Raw genomic sequence first — 22039 nt, 5'->3', positions numbered from 1 at the left:
CCACGCCATGCGTGGATTTCCAGCGTGCCAGAAACGACTTAATCCCCTCCGTCCCCTTTTCGCGGGTCAGTCGGTGTCCTCGACGCGCTCGCCCATCAGCTCGCGTTGGCGCTTGTCCAGTTCCTCGGCGTAGCGCTTGCGCACGAAGGCTTCGGAGACCACGCCCAGCACCTGGCCGTCGGCGGTGACCACGGCCAGTTCGTCGGCCTGGGTCTGGTCGAAGCGTTGCATCACGCTGACCACGTCTGCGGCCGGTGACAGTGACACGTCACGGTTCTCGGCCAGTTCGCCGATCGCGGTCTCTGGCTTCACGCCATCGCCATAGACGCGCGGGATCTGCACGATGCCGGTGTAGTGGCCTTCGCCATCGATCAGCACCACCCGGCTGCCCGAGCCCAGCGGGAAGCGCTGGCGGAACGCGGCAGCGTCGAGGTCGGCCGGTGCGGTCGCCACGCCCTTGCGCATCAGCCGGCCGGCGTTGAGGTTCTGCACCCAGCCGACGTCGCGTGCGCTCTTGATGGTCTCGCCACGCAGGTGCATGCGCCAGGTCGAGAACGAGTAGCCGAACCACTGCCGCACCAGCGTACTGGACACCAGCACCGCACTCATCACCACACTGGTCAGCAGGAAGTCGTGGGTGCCTTCCAGCACCAGCATGGCCATGGTCATCGGCGCGCCGACCACCGCCGCGGCCAGCGCCGCCATCCCGGCCAGCGCGGCTGAGGTGGCGTCGATCACCGGCACCCCGGTGGCCATGGCCAGCAGGCCGGCGAACAGGGCGCCGACCAGGGTTCCCATGAACAGCGAGGCGAAGAACAGGCCGCCGCGGAAGCCGAACCCGAGCGAGATGCCCGAGGCCAGGCACTTCAGGGTCAACAGGCCGCCGATCCAGATCAGCGGCAGGTGCGTGGTCAGGTCCAGGTGCAGCGCGCCATGGCCGGACGACAGCACCTGCGGGCTGGCCAGTGCCAGCGGAATCAGCAGCAGGCCGCCCACCACCGGCCGGCCCCACAACGGCAACGGGCTGCGCTTGACCGTGCCTTCGATCGAGGCGATCAGCCGCATCACCGCGATGCCGACCATCGCGCAGCAGCAGCCCAGCAGCCCGTAGATGGCGTAGTCGGCGGCGCGGACATCAATCGTCGAGGCAGCCGGCAGCAGGTAGGCCTCGATGCCGGCCTGGTCGGCCACGAACGCGCCAGCCAGCGCGGCTACTGCCACCGGGGCCAGCGCGGCCGGGGTGTAGGCGCCGATGACGATCTCGAAGGCGTAGAACGCACCAGCCAGCGGTGCACCGAAGGCGGCGGCGATGGCACCGGCGGCACCGGCGCCGACCAGGATGCGCACATCGTTGCGGCGCAGGCGCATCACCCGGCCCAGCTGCGAACCGCTGCCCGCGCCCATCTGCGTATAGGAAGCCTCCAGCCCGACCGAGGCGCCGCAGCCGTTGGACAGCAGGGTCTGGGTCAGCACGATCAGGTTGTCGCGCATCGACATGCGGCCGCCATGCAGGGCATTGGCTTCCACCGCATCGAGCAGGGGCCGCTTGAGCCGGGTCGCGGCCAGGCTGACCAGCCCGACCAGCAGGCCACCGAGCGGCAGCACCAGCAGCGCGGTCCAGGTCAGCGAGGGCAGGGAGCTCAGGCGCATGCCGTCGTCCAGCCCGTACAGGGTGCCCTGCAGCCAGCGTGCGATGCCGGACTGCAGCAGGGTCAGGTAGCCGGCGATCAGGCCGACCAGCAGGGCAAGCGCGATGAACCACAAGTCGCTGCCGCGCAGGCGCAGGCGCAGGCCCTGGAAGGCCAGATGCAGGCGCGATGGCGAAACAGGCAATGACATGGTGGCGGCATGATACGCCGCCACCGTGATCGCCGCCGTCACTGCATCGGGCGGTTACTGCGTCAGAAGCGGTAGCGGCCCTGCACGTAGAAGGTGCGCGGCGCGGCCACCATGCGGCCAGCGTTGCCATCGACGTTGCGGGTGTACCAGCGCTTGTCGGCCAGGTTGTTCACGCCCAGCGCGATCTCGCTGTCGCCCAGGCCGGGCACCTGCCAGGCCACCTGTGCATTCCACAGGCGCACGCCCGGCACGCGGCCCACGCGCGCGTCGGCGGTCTCATCCCAGGTGTTGGCCGCATCGGAGAACTGGCCGCTCTGGTGGGTGCTGGAGACATTGAAGGTCCAGCCGGCCAGCGCGTAGCGGGCGCCGACGCTGTCGGTGTCGCGCGAGTAGAACGGCACGTCCAGGCCACGGTTGTCGCCGGACTGCTGGATCGCCTTGGTCCAGGTGTAGTTGGCGTACAGCTCCAACCCGGCCAGCGCGCTGTCTTCGCTGAAGTGGTACTCCAGCGCGCTTTCCACGCCCTTGTGGTCGGTGGCGCCGATGTTCTGGAAGGTCGGTGGGGTGATCCCCGGTACCTGCAGGATCTGGTTGTCGAAGCGCATCTTGAACACGGTCACTTCCGCGCGCAGTGCGCCGTCCTGCCAGCGCGCACCGAGCTCAGTGGTCCTGGCGATTTCCGGGTTCAGCGGGTTGCTGGCGGTCTGCGAATTCAGCTGGATGTTCTGCACCGGCCCGAACGAGGTGGTGTAGTTGCCGAACACGGTCAGCTGCGGGGTCAGCAGGTAGGCGATGTTGAGCGAGGGCAGCGCCTTGTCGTTGCGGCTGCTGAAGGTCGCCGCGCCACCCGCCTGGCGGCGGTCCATGTCGATCCATTCCATGCGCACGCCCGGGGTGATCCGCCACTGGCCGATCGCGATGCGGTCGTCGATGTAGAAGGCGTGCGCGTCGGTGGCGTTGTCGAAGCGGGTGGTGGCGCTGGCCGCGCCGGTGCGGCGGGTGACGGTGTAGCTGCGGTCGTTGCCGCGCTCGCGCAGGAAGCGGTAGCCGGCGGTGATGTCATGCACCGTACTGCCCCACTGCAGGCGCTGGGTGTAGCGCGGCTCGATGCCGAGCACGCGGTAATCGCGCGGCTGCACGGTCAGCTGGGTACCGGCCGTGTTGATCAGCGAGCTGGCACGGCTGCTCTCGTTGTAATAGGCCAGCACCTCGAACTCGCTGTTGTCCGACAGCGTGTTGGTGTAGCCCAGGTCGATGCCGGTGCGGTGGCCCTTCCAGAAATCGGTGGGGCGGGTGTTCTGGAACGGGTCGGCCTCGTACTGCGCGCGGGTCAGGCCGCCCGGGGTCAGCGAGCGCACATCGTAATAGGACAGCTTGGCACGCAGTTCCTGCTGTTCGTCGATGGCGTACGCGAACTTCAAGGCGAGATCGTTGAAGCGGTCATCGCTGCCCTGGCGCCAGCCGCGGCCGTCCTGGCCGGAGTACAGCAGGGCCGCGCCCAGGCCGTTGTCGCCGGTGCCGCCAAGGAAAGCGTTGTACTGGGTGCTGTCTCCGCCGCCATGGTCGTAGGCGGTGTAACGCACGCCGGCTTCGCCGTGCAGGCCGGCGCCGGTGGGAATGGCACGGGTGCTGAAGTTGATGATGCCTCCCACGTTCTGCGGGCCGTAGCGCACCGCACCGCCGCCGCGCACCACATCGATCGATTCGATGTTGGACAGGCTGGTCGGTGCGAACGACAGCTGCGGCTGGCCATACGGCGCCACCGCCAGCGGTACGCCGTCCAGCAGCACGGTCGAGCGCGGCGAGTAGCGCCCGGTCAGGCCGCGCACGCCGATGTTCAGCGACACCGAGCTGCCGGCGGTACCGGAGTTGTCGGTGACCTGCACGCCGGGGATGCGGCGCATGGCATCGCCGATGCTGGCCGCGCCGCTGGCTTCGATGCGCTGACGGTCCACCACGGTGCGCGCGCCAGCGAAGCTCTTCACGCTGTCGTGCAGGCCGGTGCCCAGCCAGCTGCCGGAGACCTGGATGCTGTCCAGCGTGGTGGCGCCATCCTGGGCGAAGGCGCTGGCGGCCGGGAGCAGGCACAGGGCGAGGGCGGCGGCCAGGGGCAGGCGGGCCGGTCGGAGGGCGTTGATGGGCATCGGTGCAGGTTGTGGAAGGTCGTAAATGAGAATTATTGCTGATTCCATTCGCCAATGGAATGTGTCTGCGGTTTCTGCCGGCGGGCCGGTGGTAAAGTGCGTGATTGCTTCCTGACTCGCTGAGATCCGCCATGTCCCAAGCCGCTTTCTACCCCGTCGGAACCCCTGGCCAGCCGTGGGGAACGGCGGAACGGGAGGCGTGGCGTGGCCGCCAGCAGCGCCTGCGTCGCTACGACGAGGAGGTGCTGCCGCGTATCGAAGCGCTGGCCCCGCGCTTCGACAAGGTGGCCTATGGCCAGCTCGATTACGCCGGCGAGACCTACACCCTGTTCGCCCTGCGCAGCCGCGACTGGAACCCGGCGCTGCCGGCTGCGCTGGTCACCGGTGGCGTGCACGGCTACGAGACCAGCGGCGTGATGGGCGCGCTGGAGTTCCTCGAAAAGCACGCCGCCGACTATGCCGGCAAGGCCAACCTGCTGGTGGCGCCGTGCGTGAATCCGTGGGGCTTCGAGCGCATCAACCGCTGGAACTTCGATGCGATCGACCCGAACCGCAATTTCCGCTCCGATGGCCCGGCCCGCGAGTCGACCTCTGTCATCGAGCTGATCGCGCCGTACCAGGGCCAGTTTGTACTGCACATCGACCTGCACGAAACCACCGACAGCGACGAAAGCGAGTTCCGCCCGGCGCTGGCGGCGCGTGATGGCAAGCCGTTCGAGCCGGGCCTGATTCCCGACGGCTTCTACCTGGTGGACGACAGCGAGAACCCGCAGGCGGCCTTCCAGCAGGCAGTGATCGCCGCGGTGGAGAAGGTCACCCACATCGCGCCGGCCGACGACAAGGGCGAGATCATCGGTTCGCCGGTGGTGGCGCATGGCGTGATCGAGTACCCGCTGGTGAAGCTGGGCCTGTGCGCCGGCATTACCGGCGCGAAGTACACCACCACTACCGAGGTCTACCCGGACAGCCCGCGCGCGACCCCGCAGCAGTGCAACGACGCACAGGTGGCGGCGGTGTGCTCGGCGCTGGATTACGCGCTCGCCCATCGCTGATCGGTTCGGTAGTGCCGGCCGCTGGCCGGCAGCCACGGGACAAAGAGATTGCCGGCCAGCGGCCGGCACTACCTCAGCCCAGCGCGTCGGCCCACCACAGTGCGGCTGGGCCTGGCGGCGTGTCGCGGCGCCACAGCAGGTCGCTGTGGATGCGCCGTGGCCAGCCGGGCAGCACCAGTTCCAGCAACCGCCCGCGGTCGTAGCGCTGTACCAGCGCCCGCGGCAGTTCGGCCCAGCCGATGCCGTCCTCGGCCATCTCCATCACCATCAGGTAGTCGGTGGCGGTCCACGCCAGGCCGGTGACCACGCGCGATTGATCGACTTCCGCGCTCAGGCGCACCTGCCGGTGCCGTGCCAGCTGTGCGGCGGCGCGACGGCCGGCACTGGCCAGTGGGTGTTCGCGCGCCACGTACACCGACAGTTCGCTGTGGTGCGCCAACGGTCGAGCCACCAGCCCATCCGGATACTGCTCCTGCCGTGGCAGCAGGCCCAGCGCGGCGCGACCGTTGCTCACCAGTTCCAGCACGTCCTCGCCCTCGGCATCCAGCCATTCCAGTTCGATCTCCGGGAACGCCTCGGCGAAGCGCTGCAGGATCCGCTGCTCCGGGTCCAGCTGGTAGACATCGGAGAACGCCACGGTCAGGCGCGGCTCGACCGGCGCGGCCAGGCGCACGCTCAACTGCTGCAGGCGGCCGTCGGCGGCAAGGATCTCCTGCGCGTGGCCCAGCACCTGGCGGCCGGCCTCGGTCAGCTGCGGGTAGCGCCCGCTGCGGTCGAACAGGCTCACGCCCAGGTCAGCTTCCAGGTGGGCAATGGCGGTGCTGACCGTCGACTGGGTCTTGCGCAGGCGTCGCGCCGCCGCCGAGAACGAGCCCAGCGCGGCGGCTTCCACGAAGGCCTGCAGGGATTCAGGGGAGTAGGGCATTGATCCATCGCTCCTGTCGATGGAATCCATTTTGATACCACCGTAAAAGACGATGATACTGGCTTCCGTCGCCCCCGTCTGCGGGGCGTTCCGGACCCTCCACGCACGGCGTGGATCCATTGATGAGGCGGCGCGGTCCCCGCCCTGCAAGGAGTTTCACATGTCCCGTACTGTTTCCGCCCGTGGCGCGCTGGTCGCCTGGGCCTGCCTGACCGTGGCGATCGTCGCCGAAGTGGTCGGCACCTCGTTCATGGCCCATGCCGCCCGCGATGGCGGCTGGACCGGCTACCTGATCATGGCCGGCGCGCTGGCGCTGTCCTACTTCTTCCTGGCGCAGTCGGTGCGCCGTATCGCCGTTGGCGTGGCCTATGCAGTCTGGGAAGGCCTCGGCCTGACCCTGCTGACCGTGGTCGGCCTCACCGTCTTTGGTGAAAGCCTGTCGCTGCAGCAGCTGGCCGGCCTGGTGCTGGCGGTGGTCGGCATCGTCTGCGTCACCCTCGGGGAGGCGCACTGATGAATACCCTCGCTCTGTTTTTCGTGATCTGTTCTGCGCTGATCGACGTCGCCGCCAACATGATGGTGGCCAAGTCGGAAGGCTTCCGCCGCTGGCGCTGGGGCGTCGGCGCGATCGTCATGGTCTGGATCGCCTTCGCCCTGTTGGGCCAGGCGGTGCGCTACATGGACCTGGCCACCGCCTATGCGATGTGGGGTGCGATCGGCGTGATCGGTACCGCTACCTGCGGCCGCCTGTTGTTCGGCAACCGCCTGCGTCCGATTGGTTGGATCGGCATCGTGCTGGTCACTTTCGCAGTGCTGCTGCTGAGTACCGCGAAGTAACGCGTCGCTGTGCCAACCAAGGTTGGCACCCACCTGTGCGGAGTCGCGGTGCCAACCCAGGTTGGTATCTGCCAGAGCGTGAGCCGCCGCAGGCAAGCGCCCCGGGGATGATCTCCCCGGGGCGTTGTTGTTTCTGAAGCACTCAGAAGCGTGCGGTGAAGTTCAGCCGCGTGGTGCGACCCGGGCCCGGCATCAGGCTCATCGCCAGCGTGTCCATGTAGTAGGTGTTGCGCAGGTTGCTGACCACCAGCTCCACTTCGCTGCGCGGGGTGAACTGCCAGCGTGCGTAGAAGTCATAGATCGCGGTCGGCAGGTAGATGTTCTGCAGGCCGGTCGAACCGGTGGTGTTCCAGGGCTTGTCCAGTTCGTGGGTGGGGCCGCTGTTGTAGGTGCGGCGGATGCCGGTATCCAGCCGCTTGTCGAACAGGCGGAAGCCCAGCGTGCTGTGGATCGAGTACTTCGGCGGGTTCTGTGCGTTGACGAACGAGGTGCCGAAGCCGCCATCCACGCAATCCGGCGTGGTGTCCAGCTTGCTCCATTTCGCATACGGGTCTTCGCGCAGGCGCTTGGCGGTGGCCGCATCGCAGGTGCGCGCGCGCTGGTAGTAGCTGGCCGACAGGTCCAGGTAGGCGATGCCGGCGTCATAACCGGACTGCAGCTCGTAGCCGGACACCGTGTAGTTGTCGACGTTGTCGACGTAGAACCCCCAGTTGCTGGAATCGAAGCGGCGGGTGATCGCGTTGTGGATATCGTTCTTGAACCAGGCGACCTTGAACGCCAGGCGATCACCGTCGCGCCACAGGTCCTGCTTGAGCAGGCTGAAGCCGATGTCCCAGGAACGGTTCTTCTCCGGCTTCAGGTCAGCCACCGGCGCCGAGGTGCTGTTGCCCAGCGTCGACTCGAACAGGCTGGGCATCTTCCAGCCCTGCGCGTACTTCACGTAGAAGAACATGTCCGCGTCGAGGTTGAAGCGTGCTTCGGCATAGGGCGCGAAGCCGTGGCCGGAGCGCCGGATCGCCGGCTTGTAGCCCCAGGCGGTGGGAATCTGCTTGGTATAGAAGCCGTTGGCACCGCGCGGATCAGGAATGAAGCCGTCGAAGTCATAGGCCTGGCCCAGCGTGCTGTCGCCATAGGGCGTGGCGCGCAGCGAGTCATAGGTGTAGTTGCCCTGTGCATCGGGGTACCACTCCTTGTACCAGCCCGGTAGCAGCTGGCCGCCCTTGCTCAGGCGCGCGAAGGTGTAGCGCAGATCGCGCGATTCGCTGACGAAGGCCACGCGGTTGCGGTCGCGGGTACGGTAGTCGATGAAGCGGCCGCCGGCGGTCAGCGACAGCCAGTCCCACGGCTGCCACTGCAGCGACGCCACCACGCTGGCCTCGCGGCGCGTGCCCGAGCGCAGGTAGCGGTTGTTGTTGTAGTCCACCGGCAGCACCGGCGAGTTCGGTGCGGTGTCCTCGTGCTGGAAGGAGGCGCCATAGCGCAGCGTCCAGTCACCCAGGCCGTTGCTGAAGCGCGTGGTGTTGCTGCTGTCCACGCCCCAGCGCTGGGTCTTCACGTCCGACTGCAGGCCGGGGCCGTAGGTCTCGCCCAGCGTGTCGGGCATCTGGTCGGAGGCCATTTCCTTGAACAGCGGCGTGTTGGCGATGTTGCTGTTGAACATGCGGCTGGTGGCGGTGGTGAACCACAGGGTGCTGCTCAGATCCAGCCATGGATGTGCCTCGGGCCGGTAGCGGTGGCGCAGCGAGGTGGCATTGACCCGCATTTTCCCCGGCTCGAACTGGAACATGGTGTTGGCCTTGTCCACGTAGGTCACCCATTCGTTGGACTCGCCCACGCGACCGATCGCCGACGGCATGATCTCGCCGAAGCTCGAATTGAAGTAGCGGTGGCTCAGCTCCAGGTGCTGGTCGGGGTTGGGTGTCCAGGTGAATTTCAGCAACGCCGATTCGTTGTCGGTGTGCGTGTTGAGCACTTCATCACCCGGGTGGTACATGTCCGAGACCGCCTGGCTGGACATGCCCGTGCCGCCGCTGGACAGGTGCTGGTCGTCGTAGCGATGTGCACCGTTGCTGCCGGCGAAGTAGTTGCCCTGGCGCCGCCGCGCATAGGCCGCGACCAGCTGCCAGTCTTCGCCGCGCTGGGCGAAGGCCACGCTGCCGTTCCAGTCGCGCGGGTCACGCAGGCTGTTGCGGTTCTCGCTGCCGCGCGCCACCTGCTTGAATACGCGCGTGCGGTCGATGCTGTTGTCGGCCACGCCGCCGCGCACGCGCAGGCCCCAGGCCTGGCCGTCGTCGAGGATGTCATCGACGTTCAGCGTTTCCATGTAGACCACGCCGCCGATCGCGCTGGCGGCATTGGCGGCCAGGCTCGGTCCCTTCTCGATGCTGACCGCGCTGATCAGGTCCGGGTCGAGATAGCTGCGTTGCTGCACGCCGGCGTAGCCGCGGTACACGTCGATGGCCTGCTGGCCACCGTCGATGATCACCGGCACCCGGTTCTGGCCCTGCAGGCCGCGGATGTTGACGTCGAGTGCGCCGCCATTGCGCACGTCTGCGGTGTGCACGCCGACCGCACCGGCCAGCACATCGCCGATCGACTGGCCGCGGAAGCGTTCCAGCTGCTGGCGGTCCAGGTGCACGCGCGAGCCGCTGTCACGGTAGACCGCATCGGCATCGGCCAGCCCCCACGGCGAAGCGCCTTCGCTGGCCTGGCCGGCCACGCGCAGCGTGCCGATCTGGCGCACGCCGGCGTCGGTGGCCGTGGCGGCCTGCAGCACCACGCCATTGGCATCACGCTGGAAGGTCAGGCCGGTACCGGCCAGCAGCTGCGCCAATGCGGCGTCCGTGCCGAGCGTGGCGTGCACGCCGTTGCTGTGGCGGCCGCGGGTGAGGCGCGCGTCGGCGGCGATGGACAGGCCCGATTGCTGGCCGAACGCGGTCAGGGCCTGGTCGAGCGGGCCAGCTGGAATCTGCCAGCGAACGGCGGCAGCGGTGTCCTGTGCATGGACCGTGGCAGGCAGCAGGCAGGGGGTCGCCAGGGCCATGCACAAGGCGATGGCCAGGGGACGAGGGGAGGGGCAGGGCAGTTTCATGGGGGCGGCAACATCCGCAATGGGTTCCCTTGTAGTGCCCGGTGAGCGCGCAGAAAGGGAACCGCGCTTTCAAAGCGGACGCACGACGGTCCACCACGGCCAGCGCTGCTCGATGCGGATCGGCAGGGCGCGGGCCAGCAGTTGCAGAGCCTGCAGGCTGTCCAGGCGCGGCAGTACAGCGGTGACATTCAATGCGGCGAGCGCCGGATCACAGCCCAGATAGCCCTGGTGGTGGCGGGCCAGTTCGTCGATGACGCGGATCAAGGGTGCGTGCTGCACCTGCAGTCGGCCGTCCTGCCAGTCGCCACGCAGTGGATCCGCATCGACCGTCGACACTCCACCCATCGGGCCGATTCTTGCCGCCCCGCCTGTGGGTACGTCCAGTGCCGCGCAGAACAGCGGCAGGCAGCGTACCACGCCCTCGAACACATCCAGGCGACTGCCCTGCGCCTCGCGGCCGACCGCGAAACGGGTGCCGATCGGCTGCAGGCGTGCGCCCGGTACGTGCACGGTCAAGGGCAGGCCGGCATGGGCAGGATGGTGGCCGGTCTGCAGCAGCAGTTCGCCGTGCAGCAGATGCAGGGTGCGGCGGCCGTTTCCGATGTCGATGGTGACTTCGCTGTCCGCGTTGAGCCACAGCTGGCTGCCATCCATCAGTGTCCAGTGCCCGGTATGTCCGGCAGCGGTGCGTTGTGTCTGCAGGCCGCGTTGTTCGCGCAGCCCGTGCAGGCCAAGCAGGGAGACCGCACCGATGCCGAGGGCGCCGCCGAGACTGCGAAGCGCGCGACGGCGGCGACTGCCGGCAGCATCGAGCGCCGTGGCAGCAGCCGGTGCCGACAGGGGAGCAAAGGACTGCCAGACCGACTCGACCCGGCGCCACGCGTCGGCATGACCAGCATCGGCATGCAGCCATGCGTGCCATCGCTGCTGGTCGCTGTCACTCCAGCCCTGTTGGCGCAGCGCGAACCACTCTGCCGCCTGCTCCAGCGCCGGGCTGGCCAGTGCGGCATTCATGCCGTGGCATCGCCGGACAGGCGCAGGCAATGCAGCATCGCCTGCGCCATGTACTTCTTGACCATGCGCTCGGACACGCCCAGTTGTTGGCCGATCTCCGCATAGCCCAGGCCAGACAGTCGTGCCAGCAGGAACGCACGGCGTGGGCGTTCGGCCAGGCCGGACAGCATGTCGGCGATGGCGTGCAGCAGCTGCAGTGCCTGCGTGCGTTCTTCCGCGGATGGATGCACTGGCTCCGGTTGCGCGGCCAGTGCGGCCAGGTAGGCACGCTCCAGGTCCGCACGCTGCCAGTGGTTGACCAGCAGGGCGTGCGCGATGGTGCTGAGATAGGCGCGTGGCAGGCGCAGTTCGGACGGATCGACGCGACGGCTGAGCAGGCGCAGGAAGGTGTCCTGGGTCAGGTCGGCAGCGCAGTCGGCGTTGTGCGTGCGGCGGCGCAGCCAGCCCAGCAGCCAACCATGGTGTTCGCGGTAGAACCCCGCCAGTGCAGTGCTGGAGGCGGCGGGCACGGCCATCGGCATCGGTCATTAATGAGAATGATTCCCATTATAGAGTGATCGAGCGGCGCACGACAAACCCTGCGCACGCAGCAGCAAGCCGGAGGCGTGCATTTGCGATGCCCGCCGGGCTCGCCGACACTGCGGTTTTCCACAAGGAGTGCCCGCATGTTCAGCCACATCACCGTTGGAACGAACGACATGGACGTCGCGCATCGCTTCTACGATGCCCTGTTCACCGCATTGGGCGCCCGTCCGGGTGTCTTCGATGACAAGGGCCGGCTGGTGTACTTCAAGGATGGCCGCATGTTCATCGTCACCGCACCGATCGATGGGCAGCCGGCGTGCCATGCCAACGGCGGCACCATCGGTTTCACCCTCGACAGCGCGGAGGCCGTGCGTGGCTGGCAGGATGCGGGCGTGGCCCATGGCGGCACCGCCATCGAAGACCCGGCCGGCATCCGCAACATGGCCGGCCGCCAGCTGTTCCTGGCCTACCTGCGCGACCCGGATGGCAACAAGCTGTGCGCGGTGCACGTAATGTCGTGATTGGCCAGTACGCGCGTGGCCGCGATGCACGCGGTCCGCGCGCGGCTGCGCTCGCAGGCAGGCTTCGGCGCGCGCGTGATAACACGGATTGATGGGCCGGGCCTGTGACCACGGGCCGCAACTTCATGCTCTGTCCACTGCGGTTCAGCCAGAATCGGTCGGCTAACCCTTTGATCTACCGGAGAACGCCGCCCCATGGAAGTACTGGAGCCGCAACAATCCCCGGTGCGCACCCTTCGACCTGTGTTCGCCTTCGCGGCGATCGTTGTCGTGGCGTTCGCGCTGTTCGTCAGCCTGTTCCCGCTCGGTGCTGGCCGCCTTCTGGTCAAGGCGCAGGACTGGGCCGCACTCAACGTCGGCTGGTACTACCTGCTGGCGATGACCCTGTACCTGGTGTTCGTGGTCGGCGTGGCGCTGTCCAAGTACGGTGGCATCAAGCTCGGTGCCGACCATGACGAGCCGGAGTTCAGCTATCTCTCCTGGGCCGGCATGCTGTTCGCCGCCGGCATCAGCATCACCCTGTTCTTCTTCTGCGTCTCCGAACCGCTGACCCATTACCTGCAGCCGCCGCAGGGCGACCCTGCTGCGGGCGAGGCCGGTGCGCGCCAGGCCATGCAGCTGCTGTTCCTGCACTGGGGCCTGCATGGCTGGGGCGTGTTCGCACTCGCTGCGATGGCAATGGCCTACTTCGCCTATCGCCACAACCTGCCGCTGGCGCTGCGTTCGGCGCTGTACCCGCTGATCGGCAAGCGCATCAATGGCCCGATCGGCTACACCGTGGACGCGCTGGGCATTGTCGCCACCGTGTTCGGCATCGGCGCCGACATGGGCTTCGGCGTGCTGCACCTCAACGCCGGCCTGTCGCACCTGTTCAACATCCCGCACTCCAACCTGGTGCAGATCATCCTGGTGGTCAGCATGATGGGTGCGGCGGTGGCCGTGGCCGTCTCCGGGGTGGAGAAGGGCGTGCGCTGGATGGCCAACATCAACATGCTGCTGGCGATCGCGCTGGTGCTGTTCATGCTGTGCGCCGGCCCCACCCAGTACCTGCTCAGCACGCTGATGCAGAACCTGGGCGACTACCTCGGCAGCGTGGTGGGGAAGAGTTTCGACGTGTACGCCTATGGCGGCCGTCCCGAATGGCTGGGTGGCTGGACGGTGTTCTACTGGGCCTGGTGGATCGGCTGGGCACCGTTCGTCGGTCTGTTCATCGCGCGCATCTCGCGTGGCCGCACCATCCGCGAGTTCGTGTTCGGCGTGCTGCTGATCCCGCTCGGCTTCACCCTGGCCTGGCTGTCGATCTTCGGCAACAGCGCGCTGGACCAGGTGCTGCATCACGGCCAGCAGCAGCTGGCACAGCTGGCGGTGGATGACCCACCGACCGTGTTGTATGCACTGCTCGATGGCTACCCCTGGAGCCGCACGGTGATTGCGGTGACGGTGCTGGTCAGTTTCATCTTCTTCGTGACGTCGGCGGATTCGGGGGCGGTGGTGTTGTCCACGCTGTCCTCGCACGGCGGTGCGCCGGAGGATGATGGTCCGCGCTGGCTGCGCGTGTTCTGGGGCACGGTGATCGCCGTGCTGACCGCCGGGCTGCTGCTGGCCGGCAGCATCGATGCGCTGAAATCGGCGGTGGTGCTGGCGTCGCTGCCGTTCTCGGCGGTGTTGTTGCTGATGATGTGGGGCCTGACCCGCGCCTTCAGTGACGAATCGCACCGCAAGCGCGCGCTGCAGTACCGGCCCTCGCCGCTGATCGGTGACGACCGCCACCACCAGGGCTGGCGCCAGCGCCTGAGCCAGGCCATGCACTTCCCGGTGCGCGACCAGGTCTACCGCTTCATGGACGACACGGTGAAGCCGGCGATGGAAGCGGTGGCCGAGCAGCTGCGCGGGCAGGGTTGGGACGTGGCGACGCGCTTCGAGGCCGGCGACATGGAGCTGACGGTGAACCACGGCGAGCAGCAGGACTTCCTGTACCGGGTGATCCTGAGTGGCTACCTGACGCCGTCGTTCGCCGCGCAGCAGCTGCGCAACCAGCGCTACTACCGCGCTGAAGTGCACCTGTTCGAAGGCAGCCAGGACTACGACCTGGTCGGCTACAGCCGCAAGCAGATCATCAACGACATCATCAGCCAGTACGAACGGCATCTGCAGTTCCTGCACCTGAGCCGCTGATGCACGACCGCCGGGCTTGCCCCGGCGGTCGGTGGTAGTGCCGGCCACTGGCCGGCAGCACAAATGGGGCGGCACATCACCGCCGCCCCGGCACCGCGTCAGAACCGGTAGCGCGCCCCCAGCGAGACGAACTGCCCGCGCAGGTTGTACTGGCTGATGTCGAAGCCATTGGAGCCACCGGCCGGGTCGAACGGCGGATCCTTGTCGGTCAGGTTCAGCACCGACAGCGACAACGTGGTGTTCGCGATGCCTTCGTAGGCCACGTACAGGTCCAGCTGGTGATACGGCTTGATGCGGTCGCGCAGGCCCGGGTTGCTGGTCGCTGTCGCCACGCGCTGGTCGTAGCCGCTCACGTACTGCAGGCTCAGCGTGCTGCTCCAGTCGCCCACCGCCCAGTTCAGCGAGGTGGTGCCGCGGGTACGCGGCAGCGCGCCGTGGCGGTTGTTGCCGGCCCCTTCGTACGGTGCCTGGCCGGCCACCAGCGGCTGCTTGAAGCTGAGCAGGTGGGTCCAGCTGCCGGCCACGGTGAAGCTGCCCCAGCCCTCGGTGCGGAAGGTGTGGTTGGCGTCCAGGTCCAGGCCCGAGGTGGTCAGTTCGCCCTGGTTGGCGTACTGGTTGGTGATGAACGTGATGCGCCCCTGTGCATCACGTTGCACACGACCGGGGAACAGCGTCGGGTTGTCGACGATGAACTGCGCACTGTCCGGCTTGACCAGATTGTCCTGCTCGATGCGGTACCAGTCCAGGCCGATGCTGGTGTCGCCATCCGGCGACCACACCGCGCCCACGTTGAAGTTGCGCGAACGCTCGGCCTTCAGGTCCGGGTTGCCGGTGCGGATGTTGGTCACGCCACGGCTGCCACCGGGCTGCAGCGGATCCAGCGGATCGATCACCGAGCCGTAGCTGACGGTCTGGCCCGGTGCGATCTCCGGCAGCGAAGGCGCGCGGAACCCACGCGAGAACGAGCCGCGCAGCAGCAGGCTGTCCAGTGGCTGCCAGCGCAGCGCCACTTTCGGCGAGAACGCTTTGCCGAAATCATCGTAGTGGTCGCCGCGACCGGCCAGCTGCAGTTCCAGCGTGCGGAGCAGCGGCACGCTCAGTTCGGCGTAGGCGGCACTGACCTGTCGCTCGCCGTTCACCACGTTGATGGCCGGGCGCAGTTCGGTGCCCGACAGTACCTGCGCACTGGTACGCGCATCCAGCGATTCCTTGCGGAATTCGGCACCCCAGGCGAAGCCGACCGTGCCGGCCGGTAGTTCCCAGAGCGAGGTCGATGCTTTGACGTTCAATGAGTGCAGCTTGTACCAGCCCGGTCGCTTGGTCTGCAGGCGCAGGGCATCCAGCGCCCCCGGCGTGCTGGACGGGTTGAGGAAGTTGTAGCTGCCATCGCGCAGGATCTGCTCGAACGCGTAGCGGTTGACGAAGTTGTCCACGTACTCCCGCTGCGCGCTCTGCGAGGTCAGTGCCGCCACTTCCCAGTCCCAGCGCTCGCCGCTGCCACGCACGCCGGCCAGGGCGCGGTAGAACACCTGGGTGTTGTCCTTCAGGCGCGGGCCGAGGTCGAAGAAGGTGTACTCGAACGGCAGCGGCGTGCTGCCCGGGTTGTTCGGATGGCCGACCGGCAGCACCGCCGGTACGTCGATCAGGGTGCCGGTGGCCGGGTTGTACGCGCGCAGGCCGGGGCCGACGGTCAGTGGCGCGCTGAAGATCTGGTCGGCCTTGTTGTGGCTGTACAGCACGTCGGCGAAGGCCTCGACGCTGTCGTTGAAGCGGTAGGTCGCACTCAACGACGCCTGCAGGCGCTCGGCGCCGGGCTGCAGGGTCTTGAACGGTTGCGCGTTGAAGGCGCAGGCCTGGCCGGGCAGGGTGCTGCCGAAATCGCTGTAGGGGCGCAGCTGGCTGCCCTCGGGGCAACTGGCGAACGGCTGCGGTGCACGCGGGTTGGACAGCCAGTTGCCGCCGGCGGTGGACCAGCCGGCCAGGCGGCCGCCCGGCTTGTCGCGGAAGTCGCCGCTGCGGGTATAGGCGCGGTCATCGCCATCGAGGCGGTCGCGCTTGAGCAGGTCCAGCCCGAACAGCACGTTCCAGCCCTGCTGTTCGAGGTCGCCGAAGCCGGCCAGCAGGTTGGCCTTGCGCTCATCGAGGCCGCCCTGGGTGGCGGTACCGAAGCCGCCGCCCACTTCTACGCCCTGGAAGTTCTTGCGCAGGATGATGTTGATGACGCCGGCGATGGCATCGGAACCGTACACCGCTGAGGCACCATCCTTCAGCACTTCGATGCGTTCGACTGCGCTGATCGGCAGCGCGTTGAGGTCGACGAAGGTGTCCTGGGTATTGAGTGCGAAGCCGAAGTTGGAGACTCGATAGCCGTTGACCAGTACCAGCGTGTTCTTCGGCGACAGGCCACGCAGGCCGATCGACGCCGAGCCGGCGGCGAAGCTGCCGGTGTACTGCTCGTCGAAACTGTTGCCGGCATTGGCCGACAGGTTGCGCAGCACGTCGGTGAGGGTGGAGCGGCCGGTCTGTTCGATCTGTTCGCGGCTGACGATCTGCACCGGGTTCGGCCCGGCGGTATCGCTGCGCTTGATGTTGGAGCCGGTCACCAGCACGGTGCCCAGGGTGGTGCTGTCCTTGCCGGTGTCGGCGGTTTCAGCGGCGCCGGCAGCGCCGGCGGTGAGGCCCAGCGCGATGGCGCCGGCAAGCAGGTTCAGGGTGGTGCGGTACATGGAAGCGACAACGCCGAACGGGGGAGGAGCCGTCAGTACCGCACGCAGCCGCGTGCACCTTCCAATGACGAAAGCGCATTCAGTTATACATCACAGGTTCTTAACGAAATGGGCGGCCCTGTCATCGACCGCTGCGGTGGGTGCGGACCGATCTGTGGTGGGTGCCGACTGGTCTGTGGTGGGTGCGGACCGTTGGTCCGCACGCTTCTGGCGGGTCAGATCCCTCTCCAACGGAAAGGGATCCGACCCCGGTAGTCCCGCCATCAAGGGCGCAGCAGCACCTTGCCGTTGCGGCCCGAACTCGCGCCTGCCTTCACTGCCTGGGCGATGTCGTCCAGTGCGAAGACCTGCTCCACCGGCAGCGTCAGCTCACCACTGGCCGCACGCTTGAGCAGCTCGCCGACCAGCCGGCGCTTGTCCTGCACCGCCATCGCCTGGCTGACCTTGCTGCCCCAGAAGCCCTTCACCGTGGCCTCCTTGTAGATCAGGCCGCCGGCGGGAATGCGCATCGGCTCGCCGCTCATCACCCCGAACGACACCAGAGTGCCGTGGTGGCCGAGCAGGTCGATCAGGTCACCGCTGGCATCGCCACCGATGGAATCCACCGCGGCCGCCGCCTGTGCTTCGCCGGTGGCGGCGCGCACGCGATCCTTCCAGCCGTCCACCGAGGTATCGAACACGTGATCGATGCCCAGCGCCTGCAACTGCGCGACCGCGTCGGCGTTGCGCACCAGGTTGGCCACGTGCACGCCGCGCGCCCGCGCCAGCATCGCCAGCGACTTGCCCACCGCGCCGTTGGCGGTGTTCTGCACGATCCACTGGCCCGCTTCGACGTGCAGGAATTCCAGCAGCATCAGCGCGCTCAGCGGCATCGCGATCAGCTGTGCGGCCATCTCGTCAGGGATCGCGTCCGGCATCGGAATCACCATGCGTGCCGGTGCAATGAACGCTTCGGCCCAGGTGCCATGCACCGAGGCGGCGGCAACCCGCTGGCCGATCTGCAGGCCGTCGACGCCTTCGCCAAGCGCATCGACCACGCCCAGCGCTTCACTGCCACCGATGGCCGGCAGCGTCGGCTTGTAGCCGTAGAGGCCGCGCACGGTCAGCAGGTCGTGATTGTGGATGGACGCCAGCACGGTGCGGATGCGCACCTCGCCGGGGCCGGGCTGGGGCAGGGCGGCGTCAGCAATCGAAAGGACGTCGGCCGGGTCGCCGAAGGAAGGGTACTGGGCAGCGCGCATGGGCGATGTTCCGGGGAAAGTGGATGTTGTATCAAACTGGGGACGCTGGGGGTGTCGACAAGGCGTCGCCACTGCAACACGGCATCCTGCGACGGATCGTCGCGTCATGTCGTGATTACCGCATCTTGTGTTGACGGCTCGGAACATCCCCACTATGTTGTGGCTGTCACTCCCGGTCAGCCGCCGCCGCCGGACATGCAGCAAACGTCCCGCGGCCCGCCCCTGAAGGCTTGCCGTGTCGACGCGGCCGCCATCGTGCGGACACAGGTCGCCCCCACGGCCCGGATACCGGCCGCAGGCGTAGGCGCATGCCGACGACCTGGTGTTCCCGCGCTTTGGCATCCCACCCCGATCGCCCCGTGCGCCGGTATCGCGTGCAGGGCTGCCACGGCATCGACGCCACCGCGCGTGCGAGCCTGGAGACGCAGGACCATGACCGACAACACCTACCGCGCGGCCGATCTGGCCGGCGCCGGCGACGCTTTGCGCGCTGGTGGCGAGCGCGTGCCGACCTGGATCACCAAGGAGGCCGGCAACCGCCGCCTGCCGTTCGATGCCGAGCGCCTGCAGCTCAGCATCGATGCGGTGCATGCCGAGTTCCCGCAGCTGGATGTGAGCGACTACCGCCGCGTGGTGCAGGCGATGGTCGAGCGCAAGCCGAGCATCAGCGCCGACGACCTGGTCGATCTGCTGATCCGCGAGGCCGAATCGCGCGTGGACCTGGTCGCGCCGGAGTGGGAGCAGTTCGCCGCGCGCATCTACCTGCGCCGTCTGTACAAGCGTGCCAGCCGCAACCGCTTCTACGACGTCAGCCTGAAGTACGGCTCCTACGTGGGCCTGCAGGAAAGCCTCGCCGACCGTGGCATCTACAGCAACGACATCCTGCGCTGCTATTCGAAGGAAGAGCTGCAGCAGGCCGGCGAGATGATCGACCCGGACCGCGACCGCCTGTTCGCCTACAACGGCCTGTACCTGCTGGCCACGCGCTACCTGGCCAGCGACCGCAGCCGCGAGGTCTATGAGCTGCCGCAGGAGCGCTGGCTGACCATCGCGCTGTACCTGATGCAGGAGGAAAAACCGCGCGAGCGGCGCATGCAGCTGGTCGGCGAGGCGTACTGGGCGCTGTCCAACCTGTACATGACCGTGGCCACGCCGACGCTGGCCAATGCCGGCAAGGTCGGCGGCCAGCTGTCCAGCTGCTTCATCGACACGGTGGACGACAGCCTGCAGGGCATCTATGACTCCAATACCGACATCGCGCGCGTGTCCAAGCACGGCGGCGGCGTCGGTGCTTACCTCGGTTACGTGCGCAGCAGCGGCGCGCCGATCCGTGGCGTGGCCAATTCCTCCGGCGGCGTGGTGCCGTGGATCAAGCAGCTCAACAACACCGCAGTGTCGGTCGACCAGCTCGGCCAGCGCAAGGGCGCGGTGGCGGTGTACCTGGACATCTGGCATCGCGACATCGAAGCCTTCATGGACCTGCGCCTGAACAACGGTGACCAGCGCCTGCGTGCGCACGATGTGTTCACCTCGGTCTGCGTGCCCGACCTGTTCATGGAAGCGGTCGAGCGCCGTGCCGACTGGTACCTGTTCGACCCGCACGAGGTGAAGCAGGCCAAGGGCTGGTACCTGCAGGACTTCTACGATGAGAAGCGCGGTGCGGGCAGCTTCCGCGACCGCTATGCCGAACTGGTGGCCGATGAGCGCATCAGTCGCCGCACGGTGAAGGCCATCGATCTGTTCAAGCGGATCATGCTCAGCCAGCTGGAGACCGGCAACCCGTTCCTGTTCTACCGCGACGAGGTCAACCGCCGGAACCCGAACAAGCACGCGGGCATGATCTATTCCAGCAACCTGTGCACCGAGATCCTGCAGAACATGAGCCCGACGCGGATGATCCAGGAGATCGTCAGCGGCGACCAGATCGTCACCACACGGCGTGCCGGTGACTTCGTGGTCTGCAACCTGTCCTCGATCAACCTCGGTCGGGCGATCAGTGCGCCGGATGACCTGCTGGCCACCGATGTGCTGGAGCGCCTGATCCCGATCCAGGTGCGCATGCTCGACAACGTGATCGATCTCAACGCATTGCCGGTACCGCAGGCCACCATCACCAACCGCAAGTACCGCGCCATCGGCCTGGGCACCTTCGGTTGGCACCACCTGCTGGCGCAGCAGGCGATCCAGTGGGAATCGCCGGATGCCGAACAGCTGGCCGACCGCCTGTATGAGCGCATCAACTTCCTGACCATCCAGGCCAGCATGCAGCTGGCAAAGGAGAAGGGCAGCTATCCGATGTTCGCCGGCAGCGATTGGCACAACGGACGCTACTTCAGCGACCGCGACTACAGCGGCGCGGCCTGGGACAGCCTGGCCCGCGAGGTTGCCACGCACGGCCTGCGCAACGGCTGGCTGCTGGCGGTGGCGCCGAACATGAGCACCGCGCAGATTGCCGGTTCCACTGCATCGATCGATCCGATCTACAGCGCGTTCTACTACGAGGAAAAGAAGGACTTCCGGCGGCCGGTGGCCGCACCGGGGCTGTCGCTGGAAACCTGGCCGTACTACGAGAAGGGCGCCTACAAGGTCGATCAGTTCGCCAGCGTGCGCCAGAACGCGCGCCGCCAGCGCCATGTCGATCAGTCGATCAGCTTCAACCTGTACGTGCCCAGCACGATCCGCGCCAGCACGCTGCTGGATCTGCACCTGAGCGCCTGGCGCGAAGGCCTGAAGACCACCTACTACGTGCGTTCCAACGATATCGACATCAGCGAATGCGAGTGGTGCTCCAGCTGATCACCGGCGACCCACGGTAATGCCGGCCGCTGGCCGGCAACCCCGCGATCTACGGTAGTGCCGGCCGCTGGCCGGCAACACGATAGAAAGAGAACGAAGGCAGAAACCCATGGCAACCCCCCTCGACCGCATCAAGATCCTCGAACCGCGCCATCCCAATCGCAGCACCGGCATCATCAACGGCCAGACCAGCGGCATCCTCAACTGGAACGACATTCCTTACCCGTCCTTCTATCGGGCCTACAAGGAGCTGTCGACCAACTTCTGGATTCCCGACGAGGTCGACATGAAGGCCGATGCGCGCCAGTACGGCGAGCTGTCCGGGCGCGAGAAGAATGCCTACGACTCGATCATCGGCCTGCTCGCCACGCTGGATTCACCGCAGACCCGCTTCATCTACAACGTGGCCGAGTACATCACCGACCCGGCTGCGCATGCCAATGCCGCGATCATCGGTCAGCAGGAAGTGATCCACAACGAAAGCTACAGCTACGTGCTGGCCTCGATCACCGACCTGCCGAACCAGAACCGCGTGTTTGAACTGGCGCGCACCCATCCGACCATCATCAAGCGCAACGCACCGATCATGGCCGCGTATGACGACTTCATGCGCGAGAAGACCGCTGAGACCCTGCTGAAGTCGCTGATCCAGTCCTCGATCCTGGAGGGCATCAACTTCTATTCCGGTTTTGCGTACTTCTACAACATGGTGCGGCAGAACCGCATGACCGGCACCGGCAAGATCATCAGTTTCATCAACCGCGACGAGCTGGCCCATACCAAGTTCATCAGCGAGCTGATCCGCGCCATCATCGGCGAGAACCCGGAGCTGCAGACCAACGAGCTGACCGCCTATGTACACCAGGCGTTCGAGCACGCCATCGAACTGGAGACCCAGTGGTCGTCGGAAGTGCTGGACGGCATCGACGGCATCGATGTGGAGGAAATGACGCGCTATGTGAAGTACCGGGCCAACAAGATGGCCGGCATGCTCGGTATCGAGCGCCTGTACAGCGACACCACCGACAACGTGATGCCGTGGATCAAGGCCTACGCCGACAACTTCACCGAGACCAAGACCGACTTCTTCGAGATGCGCAATGCAAGTTACAAGAAGACCAACGTCGACAACGGCTTCGACGACCTCTGAGCC

Annotated in this window: 15 protein-coding genes; 7 read left to right on the top strand and 8 right to left on the bottom strand. The window is 67.0% G+C overall.

What is annotated here, in order from left to right; all coding sequences use genetic code 11:
• Positions 1-66 precede the first annotated feature (66 nt).
• Complete coding sequence (locus ACUZUJ_RS12895; protein WP_458220541.1) at positions 67-1839, bottom strand: chloride channel protein; 1773 nt, start codon at positions 1837-1839, stop codon at positions 67-69.
• A 62-nt stretch (positions 1840-1901) separates the two neighbouring features.
• Complete coding sequence (locus ACUZUJ_RS12890) at positions 1902-3983, bottom strand: TonB-dependent receptor family protein (RefSeq protein ID WP_458220542.1); 2082 nt, start codon at positions 3981-3983, stop codon at positions 1902-1904.
• A gap of 131 nt (positions 3984-4114) precedes the next feature.
• On the opposite strand from ACUZUJ_RS12890, the gene ACUZUJ_RS12885 reads away from it, so the two are divergent.
• Complete coding sequence (locus ACUZUJ_RS12885) at positions 4115-5035, top strand: M14 family metallopeptidase (RefSeq protein WP_458220543.1); 921 nt, start codon at positions 4115-4117, stop codon at positions 5033-5035.
• A 73-nt stretch (positions 5036-5108) separates the two neighbouring features.
• Here the strand turns inward: ACUZUJ_RS12885 and ACUZUJ_RS12880 are convergent, their stop codons facing one another.
• The gene (locus tag ACUZUJ_RS12880) at positions 5109-5960 is read right to left on the bottom strand and encodes a LysR family transcriptional regulator (RefSeq protein ID WP_101765642.1); all 852 of its coding nucleotides are present in this window, start codon (positions 5958-5960) and stop codon (positions 5109-5111) included.
• A gap of 160 nt (positions 5961-6120) precedes the next feature.
• Here ACUZUJ_RS12880 and ACUZUJ_RS12875 point away from each other — a divergent pair, with 160 nt between their 5' ends.
• A complete protein-coding gene (locus ACUZUJ_RS12875) occupies positions 6121-6474 on the top strand; it encodes an SMR family transporter (protein WP_101765641.1) in 354 nt (117 codons plus the stop codon).
• Positions 6474-6797, top strand: coding sequence for a DMT family transporter (locus tag ACUZUJ_RS12870; protein ID WP_101765640.1), 324 nt, complete (start codon positions 6474-6476; stop codon positions 6795-6797). Before ACUZUJ_RS12875 ends, ACUZUJ_RS12870 begins: the two co-directional genes overlap by 1 nt.
• 142 nt (positions 6798-6939) lie before the next feature.
• On the opposite strand, the gene ACUZUJ_RS12865 is transcribed toward ACUZUJ_RS12870, so the two are convergent.
• From ACUZUJ_RS12865 to ACUZUJ_RS12855, 3 genes are all read right to left on the bottom strand, one after another.
• Complete coding sequence (locus ACUZUJ_RS12865; RefSeq protein WP_101765639.1) at positions 6940-9888, bottom strand: TonB-dependent receptor; 2949 nt, start codon at positions 9886-9888, stop codon at positions 6940-6942.
• Between the two features lie 69 nt (positions 9889-9957).
• The gene (locus tag ACUZUJ_RS12860) at positions 9958-10902 is read right to left on the bottom strand and encodes a FecR family protein (protein WP_458220544.1); all 945 of its coding nucleotides are present in this window, start codon (positions 10900-10902) and stop codon (positions 9958-9960) included.
• Positions 10899-11417: a sigma-70 family RNA polymerase sigma factor gene (locus ACUZUJ_RS12855; protein WP_101765637.1), complete on the bottom strand. Its 519-nt coding sequence runs from the start codon at positions 11415-11417 to the stop codon at positions 10899-10901. Before ACUZUJ_RS12855 ends, ACUZUJ_RS12860 begins: the two co-directional genes overlap by 4 nt.
• A gap of 150 nt (positions 11418-11567) precedes the next feature.
• On the opposite strand from ACUZUJ_RS12855, the gene ACUZUJ_RS12850 reads away from it, so the two are divergent.
• Positions 11568-11948, top strand: coding sequence for a VOC family protein (locus ACUZUJ_RS12850; RefSeq protein WP_014037502.1), 381 nt, complete (start codon positions 11568-11570; stop codon positions 11946-11948).
• A 195-nt stretch (positions 11949-12143) separates the two neighbouring features.
• Positions 12144-14123, top strand: a complete 1980-nt coding sequence (gene betT, locus ACUZUJ_RS12845; protein WP_014037501.1) for a choline BCCT transporter BetT — start codon at positions 12144-12146, stop codon at positions 14121-14123.
• A gap of 98 nt (positions 14124-14221) precedes the next feature.
• Here betT and ACUZUJ_RS12840 read toward each other — a convergent pair whose 3' ends face one another.
• The gene (locus ACUZUJ_RS12840; protein ID WP_458220545.1) at positions 14222-16849 is read right to left on the bottom strand and encodes a TonB-dependent receptor; all 2628 of its coding nucleotides are present in this window, start codon (positions 16847-16849) and stop codon (positions 14222-14224) included.
• A gap of 263 nt (positions 16850-17112) precedes the next feature.
• Positions 17113-18090 (bottom strand): zinc-binding dehydrogenase, encoded by a 978-nt coding sequence (locus tag ACUZUJ_RS12835; RefSeq protein WP_458220546.1) that lies wholly within the window; start codon positions 18088-18090, stop codon positions 17113-17115.
• Between the two features lie 432 nt (positions 18091-18522).
• On the opposite strand from ACUZUJ_RS12835, the gene ACUZUJ_RS12830 reads away from it, so the two are divergent.
• Entirely contained in the window at positions 18523-20886 is a 2364-nt protein-coding gene (locus tag ACUZUJ_RS12830) for a ribonucleoside-diphosphate reductase subunit alpha (RefSeq protein WP_458220547.1), read from the top strand.
• Between the two features lie 109 nt (positions 20887-20995).
• Positions 20996-22036: a ribonucleotide-diphosphate reductase subunit beta gene (locus ACUZUJ_RS12825; protein WP_458220548.1), complete on the top strand. Its 1041-nt coding sequence runs from the start codon at positions 20996-20998 to the stop codon at positions 22034-22036.
• The last annotated feature ends 3 nt before the right edge of the window (positions 22037-22039 follow it).

The organism is Stenotrophomonas sp. S4 (assembly GCF_054187805.2).
This window is presented reverse-complemented; position numbering and strand designations above follow the sequence as displayed.

Excerpts from the sequence above, each read along its gene's own strand:
- ACUZUJ_RS12895 (WP_458220541.1), bottom strand. The coding sequence starts at position 1,839 with ATGTCATTGCCTGTTTCGCCATCGCGCCTGCATCTGGCCTTCCAGGGC.
- ACUZUJ_RS12840 (WP_458220545.1), bottom strand. The coding sequence starts at position 16,849 with ATGTACCGCACCACCCTGAACCTGCTTGCCGGCGCCATCGCGCTGGGC.
- ACUZUJ_RS12830 (WP_458220547.1), top strand. The coding sequence starts at position 18,523 with ATGACCGACAACACCTACCGCGCGGCCGATCTGGCCGGCGCCGGCGAC.
- betT (WP_014037501.1), top strand. The coding sequence starts at position 12,144 with ATGGAAGTACTGGAGCCGCAACAATCCCCGGTGCGCACCCTTCGACCT.
- ACUZUJ_RS12875 (WP_101765641.1), top strand. The coding sequence starts at position 6,121 with ATGTCCCGTACTGTTTCCGCCCGTGGCGCGCTGGTCGCCTGGGCCTGC.
- ACUZUJ_RS12825 (WP_458220548.1), top strand. The coding sequence starts at position 20,996 with ATGGCAACCCCCCTCGACCGCATCAAGATCCTCGAACCGCGCCATCCC.
- ACUZUJ_RS12880 (WP_101765642.1), bottom strand. The coding sequence starts at position 5,960 with ATGCCCTACTCCCCTGAATCCCTGCAGGCCTTCGTGGAAGCCGCCGCG.
- ACUZUJ_RS12855 (WP_101765637.1), bottom strand. The coding sequence starts at position 11,417 with ATGGCCGTGCCCGCCGCCTCCAGCACTGCACTGGCGGGGTTCTACCGC.
- ACUZUJ_RS12860 (WP_458220544.1), bottom strand. The coding sequence starts at position 10,902 with ATGAATGCCGCACTGGCCAGCCCGGCGCTGGAGCAGGCGGCAGAGTGG.
- ACUZUJ_RS12885 (WP_458220543.1), top strand. The coding sequence starts at position 4,115 with ATGTCCCAAGCCGCTTTCTACCCCGTCGGAACCCCTGGCCAGCCGTGG.
- ACUZUJ_RS12865 (WP_101765639.1), bottom strand. The coding sequence starts at position 9,888 with ATGAAACTGCCCTGCCCCTCCCCTCGTCCCCTGGCCATCGCCTTGTGC.
- ACUZUJ_RS12850 (WP_014037502.1), top strand. The coding sequence starts at position 11,568 with ATGTTCAGCCACATCACCGTTGGAACGAACGACATGGACGTCGCGCAT.
- ACUZUJ_RS12890 (WP_458220542.1), bottom strand. The coding sequence starts at position 3,983 with ATGCCCATCAACGCCCTCCGACCGGCCCGCCTGCCCCTGGCCGCCGCC.
- ACUZUJ_RS12870 (WP_101765640.1), top strand. The coding sequence starts at position 6,474 with ATGAATACCCTCGCTCTGTTTTTCGTGATCTGTTCTGCGCTGATCGAC.
- ACUZUJ_RS12835 (WP_458220546.1), bottom strand. The coding sequence starts at position 18,090 with ATGCGCGCTGCCCAGTACCCTTCCTTCGGCGACCCGGCCGACGTCCTT.